Raw genomic sequence first — 13,484 nt, forward strand, 5'->3', positions numbered from 1 at the left:
CCTAGTACACTCGCGTTATTGACTTTATTTTCGAGCGATTAATCCATGTTTGATTCAGTACGTAAGCACCGTAAGATTTTGCAGTTTGTACTCATGCTATTTATTGTTCCCTCATTTGCCTTATTCGGGATCTCGAGTTACTCCGAATTCATGGACAAGGAAACCGACTTAGTTAAAGTGAATGGCAACCCCATTACGCTGCAAGAGGTCGATATGGCCGCAAAGCGTCAAGCAGAGCGTGTTGGTGGAAATCCTCAAATTGCTCAAAGCTTACCGTTCCGTCAGGCAATCTTGAGCGAATTACTGCAGCAACGCATCTTGGGATTTGCTGTCAACGATCTGCGCTTGCAAGTTGGAAAACAAGAGCTGGTTAATAGTCTTCAAATGATTCCACAGATTCGTGCTTTATATCGTGAGGACGGAAAATTTGATGACGCCCGTTTTAAGCAGCTACTGGCAAGCAATGGCATGAACGAAGAGCAGTTTTATGCGAGCCAAAGCTTTGACTTAAAAATTCAACAGTTAGTGAACTCGGTTGTACGTACGGAGCTAACCAACCCAAAATTGTCTCAAATTATTTTGTCTTTATATGAGACCGAAAGACAAGTTCAGACTTTGCAGTTCAATGCAAAAGATTATTTATCTAAAGTAAATCCCAGCCCTGAAGAGTTACAAGCCTTTTATGAGGCTAATGCTAAGCTATTCGAGCGTCCTGAATATATTGATGTGGAATACATCGTACTTAGGGCTGATCCTAAAGAAGACTCCAAAGTATTTAGTGAAAAAGCAGATCAGTTCGCAAATATCACTTATGACCAAGCTGATAGCTTGAAGCCTGCCGCTGATAAATTAAAGCTCAGCATTCAAACTCAGAAAGGTGTGACACGCAGTGGCGCACCAGGTGTATCTAGAGATCATCCATTGGCTAATCCTAAAGTGGTTCAGTCTCTCTATGGTGATGAGGCTCTTAAGAACAAGCGTAATACTGAGGCCGTACAAACAGCGCCAGGCGTTTTTGTATCTGCTCGTGTTGTGACATTGCACCCAGCACAAACTTTGCCATTTAAAGATGTTGCTGCCGAAGTAAAGCGCCAAGTTACTCAACGCGCTGCAGAGAAGTTAGCAATTGCTGCAGCCGGCGAGAAATTAGCCGCTCTTGAGAAAGATCCAAAGAATGCTGCCGGCTTCGGTAGTCCCAACTGGATATCGCGCAATAAGCCTGGCAGCTTAGTTGGCCCATCAATGGATGAGGTCATGTCTGTTAGTGCAAGCAAATTACCGGCCGTGGTTTCAGTAGCAAATCCAGGTGTGGGTACTACTATTTATCGCATTGACCAGGTTCGCCAACCACCAGTCGTTGATGCCAAGGTACGCAACGCTCAGGCGCAACAGATTCAAGCCTTGGCTGCGCAATCTGAATTTGCAGGCTTTATGGCTTACTGGCGTAATAGCGCTGGCGTTAAAGTCATCAACCCGCTCAAGCAAGCTAGCTCAGGTAGCGCAGGCAGCTAAGTCTAAGGTAGCTTTTTTAGCAAGTTGCTGTATGGGGCCATTGAGCCCCATACGTTTTTAAAGATCACGCTTTGTGCTTCAACATTTGGGTGCAAGCGATCTGCTTGAAATAACTCTGGTTTCGTAGCAACACCTTCAAGAAAGAAGGGCAGCAATTCAATCTGTTCTTGTTTGGCCAGCTGAGGATAGAGCTCTTTGAATTGCTTAGTGTAAGTTTGGCCATAGTTCGAGGGAATCTGTATTCCACAAAGCAAAACCCTGGCACCTGCACTCTTGCTAATCTGAATCATCTTCCGCAGATTCGTTTCAGTTTGACTTACTGGCAAACCACGCAAGGCATCATTTGCTCCTAGCTCTATTAGAACTATTCCTGGTTTCTTTTGGCTCAACAGATTGGGGAGGCGATTTACTCCCCCTGAGCTTGTCTCACCGCTAATGCTGGCATTAAATACGCTCCATGGGCTCTTATCTTTGATTAATTGCCCTTCAAGTAGGTTGACCCATCCCGTTCCACGAGGTAAGCCATATTCAGCCGAGAGGCTATCTCCCAAAATTAGGATCACTGGCTTGACCTGAGCCCATGAAGAAAAGCTCATTAAGAGGCAAAATAGACCCGTAAGGAATTTATTCCTATTTACTAGTTGAATCCGCATTTTTCCATTCTAAGAAATTTCCACATGAACAAACAGTCTAATTCTATTGTTGCTGAGCGGGTGGGTAAGCTTGTAAGCACAGCTGATGGTGACTTAGTCATTCTGCATGAACTCTGCTTTCAGATTGAGCAAGGCGAGAGTGTGGCTATTGTGGGTGCCTCAGGCTCTGGAAAAAGCACCTTATTAAGTCTTTTGGCCGGTTTAGATTTGCCAAGTACAGGTCAGATTTATCTCATGGGTCAAAACTTAAATCTCCTCGATGAGGATGGTAGAGCCCGTTTGCGCGGCCAATCTGTTGGGTTTGTCTTTCAATCATTTCAGCTGCTGCCACATTTAACGGCCTTGGAGAATGTGATGCTGCCGCTCGAGATGGCTGGCGTTGATCATGCGGAGGCTAAGGAGGCTGCCGCTGAATGGCTAGATAAGGTTGGGTTAAGCCTCAGAGCAAGCCACTTCCCTAAGACCCTCTCTGGAGGTGAGCAGCAACGTGTGGCTTTAGCTCGGGCCTTTATCAATAAACCGGCCATCTTATTTGCTGATGAGCCTACTGGTAGTCTGGATGAGGCAAGTGGAAATAGGGTGATTGAGCTACTTTTTGAGCTAAATCGGGAGAATTCCTCAACCCTGGTTCTGGTGACCCATGATCCTGCCTTGGCTGCACGGTCGGGACGCCAATTGAGCCTTCAGGGTGGTCGGCTGGCTTAATCAAAACCTTATAATCTTGGCATGTCATCATTCTGTTGCTTGCCCGGGGCAAATGCCCTTTCAGCCTTCCGCCAACAGCGACTTTTAGCTTCGCTCGCAGCCCAGGGAATCCAACTTGAGTCCATAGAGGCTCAATACCTTCATTTCATTTGGTCTGAGTCTGAACTCAATACCAAAGACAAAGAGGTGCTCGAGAGTCTTCTGACTTATGGCCAACCTTTTATATCTCAACTGAAAGGTGGCTCCTTATTTAGCAAAGCTGCCGATAAGCAATCTGCGATTGCCATTCCTCGTTTTGGCACAGTTTCTCCGTGGGCTAGTAAAGCAACGGATATTGCACGTCAATGTGGACTTCAAGTTTTACGCATTGAGCGTGGCGTTCAATATGCATGGCAGAGTAAAAAAGCACTCAGTACACAAGAGGAGCAATTGGTATTGGCAGCGCTTCATGATCGGATGACTGAAGCTGTGATTGCTGATGTGAATGAAGCCAGCGCTTTATATCAATCTCTACCTGATCAACCATTTGTGCGCATCCCAGTTCTATCCGAGGGGAGAGCTGCCTTAGATAAAGCGAACCAAGACTTAGGATTGGCGCTATCTGAAGACGAAGTGCTTTATCTCGTTGAGAATTTCATTCGTCTTGAGCGAAATCCAAGTGATGTTGAATTGATTATGTTTGCCCAAGCAAATAGCGAACATTGCCGCCATAAGATTTTCAATTCAAGCTGGACGATTGATGGCGATGATCAAGAGAAATCCTTATTTGCGATGATTCGCAATACGCATCAGCTTCAACCCGAGGGCACTATCGTTGCTTACTCCGATAACTCAGCAGTAATGGTCGGAGCTGAGTCAGAAACTTGGTCGCCAAAAGGTCAAGAACATCGATATGAAAAAGACACCCGTCTAGTTCACACCTTAATGAAGGTTGAGACACACAATCACCCAACAGCAATCGCACCATTCCCTGGCGCCTCTACGGGCGCTGGTGGCGAGATTCGCGATGAAGGTGCGACTGGTATTGGTGGACGACCTAAAGCAGGTCTCACTGGCTTCTCCGTATCTAACCTAAATATTCCTGGGACTGATTTGCCGTGGGAGTCGGAAAAGTACGGAAAACCTGAGCGTATTGCTACACCTCTCCAAATCATGATTGATGGGCCATTGGGTGGTGCTGCATTTAATAACGAATTTGGTCGACCAATATTGGGTGGCTACTTCCGCGTATTTGAGCAAACCTTAGAAGGTGTTCGTCGTGGATATCACAAGCCAATCATGATTGCGGGTGGTATCGGCAACATTGATTCAATTCATACAGCAAAGAAGCAAATTAAAGCGGGTCACTTGTTTATTCAATTGGGTGGCCCTGGTATGCGTATTGGTATGGGCGGGGCAACCGGCAGTTCAGTTGCAACCGGTACTAACACTGCAGATTTAGATTTTGATTCTGTTCAGCGTGGCAATCCTGAGATGGAGCGCCGTGCACAAGAGGTGATCAACTCTTGTATTGCTATGGGCCAGAATAATCCGATTGTTTCCATTCACGATGTGGGTGCTGGCGGTATTTCTAATGCATTTCCAGAGCTAGCAGATGGTGCTGGCTTAGGTGCACAATTTCAATTACGCAAAGTTCCACTTGAAGAGAGTGGTATGAGTCCTGCCGAGATTTGGTGCAATGAATCTCAAGAGCGCTATGTTCTGGCAATTGAAGCTAAAGACCTCGAGCTCTTTAAGTCACTTTGTGAGCGCGAGCGCTGTCCTTTTGCCGTAGTAGGTGAAGCAACTACCGAGCGTCAACTTCAGTTAAACGATAGCAAAGAAGTTGCCGGTACTGATGCTGCAATGCCGATTGATATGCCAATGGAAGTCTTACTTGGCAAGCCACCGCGTATGCATCGCGATGTCACGCGTGTTCCTCAAGAGTTTGATGAGTTAAATGTCACTGATGCCGATCTTGCCCAATGTATTGCATGGGTTCTTCAGCAGCCAACTGTGGCCAGTAAATCTTTTTTGATCACCATTGGTGATCGTACTGTTGGTGGTCTGAATGCCCGTGACCCATTTGTAGGTCCATGGCAAGTTCCTGTTGCAGATTGCGCAGTTACTTTGATGGATTACAAAGGCTATCGTGGTGAAGCGATGACGATGGGTGAGCGGACTCCATTGGCTGTAATTGATGCACCCGCCGCTGCCAAGATGGCAGTAGGTGAGGCCATTACTAACTTATTGGCTGCAGATATTCGTCGCCTAGAAGATGTCAAACTGTCCGCTAATTGGATGGCTGCTTGCGGCGCCCCTGGTGAGGATGCCAAGCTGTATGACTCGGTTCAAGCGATTGGTATGGATTTATGTCCAGCACTGGGTATTTCTATTCCAGTTGGAAAAGACTCGCTGTCTATGGCAACTGCATGGCAAGAGGGCGATCAAGCCAAGAAAGTAGTTTCTCCGGTCTCACTCATTATTTCGGCTTTTGCTGCAGTTCAGGACGTTCGTAAAACTACAACGCCTTTACTAAAACTCAAAGATGAGTCTGGAGCAGCTCTAGAAACTGAATTGATTTTGATTGATTTGGGTCGCGGCAAGAACCGCATGGCTGGCAGTATTCTGGCTCAAGCTCTCAATCAATCCGGTAAATCAGCTCCCAATGTAGATCATCCCGAAGATCTAAAGGCACTTGCAAATGCAATCATTGAGTTGCGCAAGGCAGATCAATTGTTGGCATATCACGATCGTTCTGATGGCGGCCTCTTTGCTTGTATTGCAGAGATGGCTTTTGCATCTCATACCGGCATATCCATCAACGTCGATATGATTGCAGTAGATGTTGGTCAAGAAGCTGATTGGGGTGATGCCAAGAACTGGGCACAACAAGTGTCCGGCCGACGCCATGAGCAAACCATGCGCGCTTTATTTAATGAAGAGCTCGGTGCTGTCATTCAGATTCGTAAATCTGATCGTGATGCGGTGTTTACAGTGTTGCGTAAACTATCTCTTAGCGCCTATAGCCATGTGATTGCTAAACCTAATACCAATGGCCGCATTGAAATCTGGCGTGACGCTAAGAACATCTTTGCAGAGCCACGTGAAGTGCTCCAGAAGATGTGGACAAATACTAGTTATCAGATTGCTCGTTTACGCGACAACCCAGATTGTGCTGATAGTGAGTTTGCTCTGCTCGATAACATTGCCGATACCGGAATGTCACCTAATCTGACATTTGATCTTGCGGACGATATTGCCGCGCCATTCATCAATAAGAATGCTAGACCTAGAGTTGCGATATTGCGTGAGCAGGGTGTTAACTCCCACGTTGAAATGGCTTACGCCATGAATTGGGCTGGTTTTGACGCCTATGACGTGCATATGTCAGATTTGCTTTCCGGTAAATCCAAGTTAGATGATTTCCGCGGCTTGGTTGCCTGCGGTGGATTTAGCTACGGAGATGTATTGGGAGCTGGCGAGGGTTGGGCGAAAACCATTCTCTTTAATGCTCAATTACGCGATCAGTTCTCCTCATTCTTTAATCGCCAAGATAGCTTTGCATTAGGTGTCTGTAATGGTTGTCAGATGATGAGCAATCTTGCGGGAATCATTCCGGGTGCAGAGGCATGGCCTAAATTTACCCGTAATCAGTCTGAACAATACGAAGCTCGCCTTGTGATGGCCGAAGTTATGACTTCACCTTCGATCTTTACGCAAGGTATGGCAGGCAGTCAATTGCCAATTGCGATTGCGCATGGCGAGGGCTTTGCTAACTTTAGCCAACAAGGCAATTTAGAAGCACTTCAGAAGCAGGGCCTAGCCACCTTGCGGTTTGTGGATCACCAAGGCAACCCGACTGAAACTTATCCAATGAACCCGAATGGCTCGCCTGGTGGCTTAACTGGTGTCACTACACCAGATGGTCGCTTCACAGTTATGATGCCGCATCCTGAGCGTGTATTTAGAGCTGTACAGATGAGCTGGGCGCCAAAGGAATGGTTGGATACGCCGGATGGTGCTAGCCCGTGGATGCGCTTATTCCGTAACGCTAGAGTCTGGGCAAAGTAATTTAATGTCAGATTCATCAATGGCGATGGAGCCGGTAACATTTTCTGAGAGTGGTGGAGTACGTTATCTGCATTTTGGTAGCGAATTAATTCAGGGTGCAATGCGTATCCGTGACCCAGATGAAATCTATCTGGAATACAACCAACAAATGATGGCCTGGCTACTCTTTTTGGAAACTAAGCCTGGAATGCGTATTGCTCAACTTGGCTTAGGAACGGGTGCGCTCACGAAGTTTGTGCATCGCTATTGCCCGGCTGTAAAAACAACCGTTGTTGAACTCAATCCCGCCGTGATTGTTTCTGCTAGAAGCATGTTTTTCACTCCCGATGATGACCGTCGCCTAGAAACTTTGCAAACTGATGCAAAGTCTTTTGTACAAAGTGCCAAGTATCAGAGTCACTTTGATGCAGTACAGGTTGATCTCTATGATGCTATTTGTGATGGCCCAGCTGCTAGCTCTCTCGATTTTTATAAGGGCTGTTACGACATCCTGAAATCGCCTGGCGTCTTAACAGTGAACTTGTTTTCTCGTCATAAGAGTTTCGATGTCAATCTCAATAACATCTGTGAAGCTTTTGATAATCGTGTTTTGTTATTTCCTGAATCTCATGATTGCAATGTAGTAGCGATTGCTTTCAAAGGCCCGCAATTAGATGTTGAGTGGAAGGAAGTCTCAAAGCGCGCTAAATTGATTATGGAAAAAACTGGGTTACCAACCAACTCATGGGCATCTGGCCTGAATAGAGAAAATGCCCATCAAGAAAATAAACTCTGCATCTAGTTAAATTTAGATAAGAAAAAAGGCGATCAACAGATCGCCTTTTTTATTGCCCTAACTTCAGGGCTCATTAATGCTTAGACTGTCACTGTGTCAGCAACATCACTGAATGACTTAATCTTGTCAAAGTTCATGTACTTATAAACTTCGCCAGCTTTGGCATTCAAAGACTCAACTTGCTCGAAGTATTCCTGTGGGGTTGGTAGGCGACCCAAGAGTGCGGCAACGGCTGAAAGTTCAGCAGAAGCGAGGTACACACGTGTATCGATGCCTAAACGGTTCGGGAAGTTGCGAGTTGAAGTGGAGACCGCTGTGGAACCTTTGCGGATCTGAGCCTGGTTACCCATACAGAGTGAGCATCCCGGAGTTTCCATGCGTGCACCAGTAGCGCCCAGGATGCCGTAATAGCCTTCTTCGGTCAGAATCATCTGGTCCATCTTGGTCGGAGGTGCTACCCACAGGCGGGTAGGCATATCCTTTTTGCCCTGAAGAACTTGGCCTGCTGCACGGAAGTGACCAATGTTGGTCATGCATGAGCCGATAAATACTTCATCGATTTTCTCGCCAGATACTTCAGACAGGAACTTCACGTCATCTGGATCGTTAGGGCAGGCCAATATTGGCTCTTTAATTTCGCTCATATCGATTTCGATTATTTCGGCATAGTCTGCATTGGCATCAGCCTTAAGCAAGTCAGGCTTAGCAATCCAAGCTTCCATAGCTTTGATGCGACGACCTAGAGTTCGCTTATCTTCGTAGCCATTAGCGATCATCCACTTCATCAAAGTGATGTTGGAGCGCATGTATTCAATGATCGGCTCTTTGCTTAATTGAATCGCGCAACCAGCGGCAGAGCGCTCTGCTGAAGCATCAGACAACTCAAACGCTTGCTCAACTTTGAGGTCAGGCAAACCTTCGATTTCTAGGATGCGGCCAGAGAAAACGTTTTTCTTGTTTTGTTTTTCAACTGTCAATAAGCCTTTCTTGATGGCGTACAAAGGAATCGCATTCACCAAGTCACGTAAAGTGATGCCGGGTTGCATTTTTCCTTTGAAGCGAACTAAGACTGACTCAGGCATATCCAACGGCATTACGCCAGTGGCAGCAGCAAAAGCAACTAAGCCAGAGCCAGCAGGAAAGGAGATACCGATTGGGAAGCGAGTGTGACTGTCACCACCTGTACCGCAGGTATCTGGCAAGAGTAAACGGTTCAACCAGCTATGGATCACGCCGTCACCTGGACGCAATGCAACACCACCGCGGTTCGTCATGAACGCTGGTAACTCATGGTGAGTGCGAATATCAACTGGTTTTGGATAAGCAGAGGTATGGCAGAAAGACTGCATGACTAAGTCAGCAGAGAAACCTAAGCAGGCCAAATCTTTCAATTCATCACGAGTCATTGGACCAGTGGTGTCCTGTGAGCCCACTGTTGTCATGTGTGGCTCGCAATAGGTATCTGGGCGCACGCCTTGACCTTCTGGCAATCCACAAGCACGACCAACCATTTTCTGTGCCAAGCTGAAACCTTTTTTGTTATCAGGTGGGCTAACAGGGATACGGAATTCTGTAGAGGCTGGCAAGCCAAGTGCTGCGCGCGCTTTGGCTGTGAGGCCGCGACCAACGATCAAAGGAATACGACCACCGGCACGAACTTCGTCCAAAATTACAGGTGACTTAAGTGAGAAAGAAGCAATTTCTTTGCCATTCTTAAATGCTTTACCTTCGTATGGACGCAATTCAATTTCATCGCCCATATTCATATCGGAAACATCGAGCTCGATTGGTAATGCGCCAGCATCTTCCATCGTATTGAAGAAGATTGGAGCAATCTTGGTGCCTAAGCAAACGCCACCAAAGCGTTTGTTTGGTACGAATGGAATGTCTTGACCAGTCCACCACAACACAGAGTTGGTTGCAGACTTACGTGAAGATCCTGTACCTACAACGTCACCAACGTAAGCAATTTGATTGCCTTTTTTCTGAAGAGCTTCAATTTGCTTCATTGGGCCGCGAACACCTGCCTCGTCTGGCTCAATGCCTGGACGTGGGTTCTTCAACATAATGGTTGCATGTAGCGGGATGTCTGGGCGACTCCATGCATCAGGAGCTGGAGACAGGTCGTCGGTATTAGTTTCACCAGTGACTTTGAATACGGTGAGCTTCATGCTTTCTGGGACAGCGGGGCGGCTTGTAAACCATTCTGCATTTGCCCAGCTTTGCAATACTTCCTTGGCCTGTGCATTGCCTTTTTCTGCTAATTCCTGAACATCATGGAAATAGTCAAACATCAATAATGTCTTTTTCAATGCCGCTGCTGCAGTAGCTGCGCACTCAGAGTCGGAGAGAAGTTCTACAAGTGGCTTAATGTTGTAGCCGCCGAGCATAGTACCCAAGAGTTCCGTTGCTTTAATGCGTGAAATCAAAGGAGTTTTCTCAGTACCCTTAGCAACGGCATCCAAAAACTCTGCTTTTACTTTAGCTGCTTCATCGACACCTGCAGGCACGCGATTAGTAATAAGTTCAACTAACTCCGCCTCTTTTCCCTTTGGAGGATTTTTGAGCAAGCCAACCAGTTCGGCTGTTTGGTCTTTAGTCAGGGGGAGGGCTGGAATTCCAAGGGCTGCGCGTTCGGCAACTTGGGCGTTGTAGGCTTCTAGCATCGTGTTTCCTATTGGGTAAGAGTTATCAACAGTAAGGCTAAGCAGGGTGTATTTCCCTATCCAGTCTATTGTAATTCCTAATTCATGTCTTATATAAGACTTAATTGTCAAAATTCATCAAAATGCTTAAAAAATAGGCAAATTTTGATGAGTTTGATTGATTGATCAACTATTTAGCAATTTCCATCTTATGTGAAGGGGTTTGCAGCACCCCAATACCTCAAAAAACAATGTGCAACTAGAAAAAATTAGCTCAGAAAATAGGTCAATATTTATGAGGCAGCCCCAGAGGCCCATATGTAATTGGAAGGGCAAAGAATTTATGCCCACAGAGTGGCTATCGTTATAATTACTTTTTCCAACAGAGCTTAAGCGATGACCAAATACGTTTTTGTCACTGGTGGTGTGGTTTCTTCTTTAGGGAAAGGAATCGCAGCTGCCTCGCTTGCCGCGATTCTTGAATCCCGCGGCCTGAAAGTCACCCTCCTAAAATTAGACCCTTATATCAACGTTGACCCTGGGACCATGAGCCCGCTTCAACATGGCGAAGTCTTTGTAACCGAAGATGGCGCAGAAACCGACCTCGATCTGGGTCACTATGAACGTTTTGTCTCCGCAAAGATGCGCAAGAGCAATAACTTCACTACTGGCCAGATTTATGAGTCCGTGATCAGCAAAGAGCGTCGCGGCGAGTATCTCGGTAAAACTGTGCAGGTGATTCCCCACATTACGAATGAGATTCAAGCATTTGTAGAGCGTGGCGCAAAAGCAAGTCATGATGGCAAAGCTGATATTGCAATCTGTGAAATCGGCGGAACAGTAGGGGACATCGAGTCTTTGCCGTTTCTTGAGGCAGCACGACAGATGAGTATTCGTCTGCCAAAACACAGTTGCGCCTTTGTGCACCTCACTTTGGTTCCTTACATTGCCAGTGCCGGAGAGTTGAAAACAAAACCTACCCAGCACTCAGTACAAAAGTTGCGTGAAATCGGCATCATGCCAACCGTACTGCTATGTCGCGCAGATCGCCCCATCCCAGAAGATGAGCGCTCAAAGATTTCACTGTTCTCTAACGTACGTGAAGAAGCTGTGATTTCAGTATGGGACGTTGACACTATCTATAAGATTCCTGAGATGCTTCAAGCGCAGGGTATGGATGATTTGATTTGTCGCGAATTGGATATCGAAGCTAAGCCTGCGGACTTATCGGTTTGGGCGAATTTAGTTTATGAACTAGCAAACCCACAGCATGAAGTAACGATTGGTATGGTGGGTAAGTATGTTGAACTAACTGAATCTTATAAGTCACTCATTGAAGCCTTGCGTCATGCAGGTATTCACAATCACACACGCGTCAATATCAACTACATTGATTCCGAAGTGATTGAAAAAGATGGCGTAAATTGCCTTCAAAATTTAGATGCTATTTTGGTCCCAGGTGGATTTGGTAAACGCGGCACCGAAGGTAAAATTGCTGCCATTCGTTATGCCCGAGAAAATAATGTTCCTTATCTTGGTATTTGCTTGGGTATGCAGTTGGCAGTGATTGAATTTGCACGCCATGTTGCCAATATTGCTCAGGCAAACAGTACTGAGTTTGATCCAGAAACCGAGAGTCCAGTGGTTGCTTTAATTACCGAGTGGGTTGATCGTGAAGGTCGCGTTGAGAAGCGCACTAACGATTCCGATCTAGGCGGCACTATGCGCTTAGGTTCACAGCGTTGCCCGGTAAAAGCGGGTACCTTGGCTCATGAAATCTATGGCCCCGAAGTGAATGAGCGTCATCGTCATCGCTATGAAGTCAATAATCTTTATGTACCGCGTCTTGAAAAGTCTGGTCTGATTATTTCCGCTAGAACACCAAATGAGTCACTCCCTGAAATGATGGAGTTGCCTAACTCTATCCACCCTTGGTTCTTCGGCGTGCAATTCCATCCAGAATTCACATCGACTCCACGTGATGGTCATCCATTGTTTTCTGCCTTCATTAAAGCGTCATTAATTCATCAAGCTGCTACCCAAAAGCAAGCAGCCTAGGAGAAATAGATGAGTGCATTTAAGTTATGCGGTTTTGATATCGGTTTAGATCGGCCCTTCTTTTTGATAGCAGGTCCTTGCGTCATTGAATCAGAGCAATCTGCTTTAGATATTGCTGGCGAGCTTAAAGAGATAACTGCTTCACTAGGTATTCCATTTATCTACAAGTCTTCTTTTGATAAAGCCAATCGCTCATCTGGAACCTCTTTTAGAGGTTTAGGCATGGAGAAGGGGCTTGAGATTCTTGCCCGCGTTAAGCGTGAAATTGGTGTGCCAGTGTTGACTGATATTCATGACATTAGTGAAATTGCACCGGTTTCAAAAGTAGTTGATGTTCTACAGACGCCAGCTTTTTTATGCCGTCAAACTGATTTCATTCGTGCTTGCGCTCAAAGCGGTAAGCCAGTGAATTTCAAGAAGGGTCAATTTTTATCCCCTCATGAAATGCTGAACGTAATTGATAAAGCTCGTGCAGCGGCTGCTGAGGCTAATCTTGCAGATCAATTTATGGTGTGTGAGCGTGGCGCTTCATTTGGTTACAACAACCTGGTTTCAGATATGCGTAGCTTGGCCATTTTGCGTGAAGCTAAGGCTCCAGTTGTATTTGATGCCACCCATTCAGTTCAGCTACCCGGTGGTCAAGGCAATGCAAGTGGTGGCCAGCGTGAGTTTGTGCCGGTTCTCGCACGTGCTGCCGTCGCTGTTGGTATCAGTGGCTTATTTATGGAAACGCATCCAGACCCAGCTAAAGCACTTTCAGACGGCCCGAACGCTGTTCCGCTTAATCGCATGAAAGAGTTGCTTGAGTCTTTAGTAGCGATTGATTCTGTGGTTAAAAAGCCGGGTTCATTTTTAGAAGATAGTTTCAAGTAACACCCCAAATTCATTTTTACTTAGGAGAAGGTGCATGAGCGCCATTGTTGACATCATTGGTAGAGAAGTTTTAGATTCACGCGGCAATCCCACGGTTGAGTGCGATGTTTTGCTCGAGTCAGGCGTTATGGGGCGTGCGGCTGTACCATCAGGCGCATCAACCGGTTCACGTGAGGCAATTGAGCTTCGCGATGGAGATAAAGAACGTTA

General features: G+C 46.3%; 8 protein-coding genes and 1 pseudogene. 7 read left to right on the forward strand and 2 right to left on the reverse strand.

Annotation, left to right across the window (positions count from 1 at the left end; genetic code table 11):
* Positions 1-45 precede the first annotated feature (45 nt).
* The gene (locus A2X74_RS07300; protein ID WP_293625240.1) at positions 46-1,512 is read left to right on the forward strand and encodes a peptidylprolyl isomerase; all 1,467 of its coding nucleotides are present in this window, start codon (positions 46-48) and stop codon (positions 1,510-1,512) included.
* 2 nt (positions 1,513-1,514) lie between these two features.
* Here A2X74_RS07300 and A2X74_RS07305 read toward each other — a convergent pair whose 3' ends face one another.
* A complete protein-coding gene (locus tag A2X74_RS07305; protein ID WP_293625238.1) occupies positions 1,515-2,108 on the reverse strand; it encodes an arylesterase in 594 nt (197 codons plus the stop codon).
* An 81-nt stretch (positions 2,109-2,189) separates the two neighbouring features.
* On the opposite strand from A2X74_RS07305, the gene A2X74_RS07310 reads away from it, so the two are divergent.
* The 3 genes from A2X74_RS07310 to A2X74_RS07320 are packed head-to-tail and all read left to right on the forward strand — an operon-like array spanning position 2,190 to position 7,704.
* Positions 2,190-2,870 (forward strand): ATP-binding cassette domain-containing protein, encoded by a 681-nt coding sequence (locus A2X74_RS07310; protein WP_293625236.1) that lies wholly within the window; start codon positions 2,190-2,192, stop codon positions 2,868-2,870.
* Positions 2,871-2,891: 21 nt separating this feature from the next.
* Positions 2,892-6,923 carry a phosphoribosylformylglycinamidine synthase gene (gene purL, locus A2X74_RS07315; protein ID WP_293625234.1) on the forward strand — a complete coding sequence of 1,344 codons (4,032 nt, stop codon included), beginning with the start codon at positions 2,892-2,894 and terminating at the stop codon, positions 6,921-6,923.
* A gap of 4 nt (positions 6,924-6,927) precedes the next feature.
* Positions 6,928-7,704, forward strand: coding sequence for a spermidine synthase (locus A2X74_RS07320; RefSeq protein ID WP_293625232.1), 777 nt, complete (start codon positions 6,928-6,930; stop codon positions 7,702-7,704).
* Between the two features lie 74 nt (positions 7,705-7,778).
* Here the strand turns inward: A2X74_RS07320 and A2X74_RS07325 are convergent, their stop codons facing one another.
* Positions 7,779-10,364, reverse strand: a complete 2,586-nt coding sequence (locus A2X74_RS07325) for a bifunctional aconitate hydratase 2/2-methylisocitrate dehydratase (protein WP_293625230.1) — start codon at positions 10,362-10,364, stop codon at positions 7,779-7,781.
* A gap of 375 nt (positions 10,365-10,739) precedes the next feature.
* Between A2X74_RS07325 and A2X74_RS07330 the strand changes: the two genes are divergently transcribed.
* From A2X74_RS07330 to eno, 3 genes and pseudogenes are all read left to right on the forward strand, one after another.
* The gene (locus tag A2X74_RS07330) at positions 10,740-12,401 is read left to right on the forward strand and encodes a CTP synthase (protein ID WP_293625228.1); all 1,662 of its coding nucleotides are present in this window, start codon (positions 10,740-10,742) and stop codon (positions 12,399-12,401) included.
* A 9-nt stretch (positions 12,402-12,410) separates the two neighbouring features.
* Positions 12,411-13,274 carry a 3-deoxy-8-phosphooctulonate synthase gene (gene kdsA / locus A2X74_RS07335; RefSeq protein ID WP_293625226.1) on the forward strand — a complete coding sequence of 288 codons (864 nt, stop codon included), beginning with the start codon at positions 12,411-12,413 and terminating at the stop codon, positions 13,272-13,274.
* Positions 13,275-13,308: 34 nt separating this feature from the next.
* Positions 13,309-13,484, forward strand: a pseudogene (eno, locus tag A2X74_RS07340) (phosphopyruvate hydratase); the annotation flags it as partial.

The sequence above is a fragment of the Polynucleobacter sp. GWA2_45_21 genome (genome assembly GCF_001830325.1).
GTDB lineage: Bacteria > Pseudomonadota > Gammaproteobacteria > Burkholderiales > Burkholderiaceae > Polynucleobacter.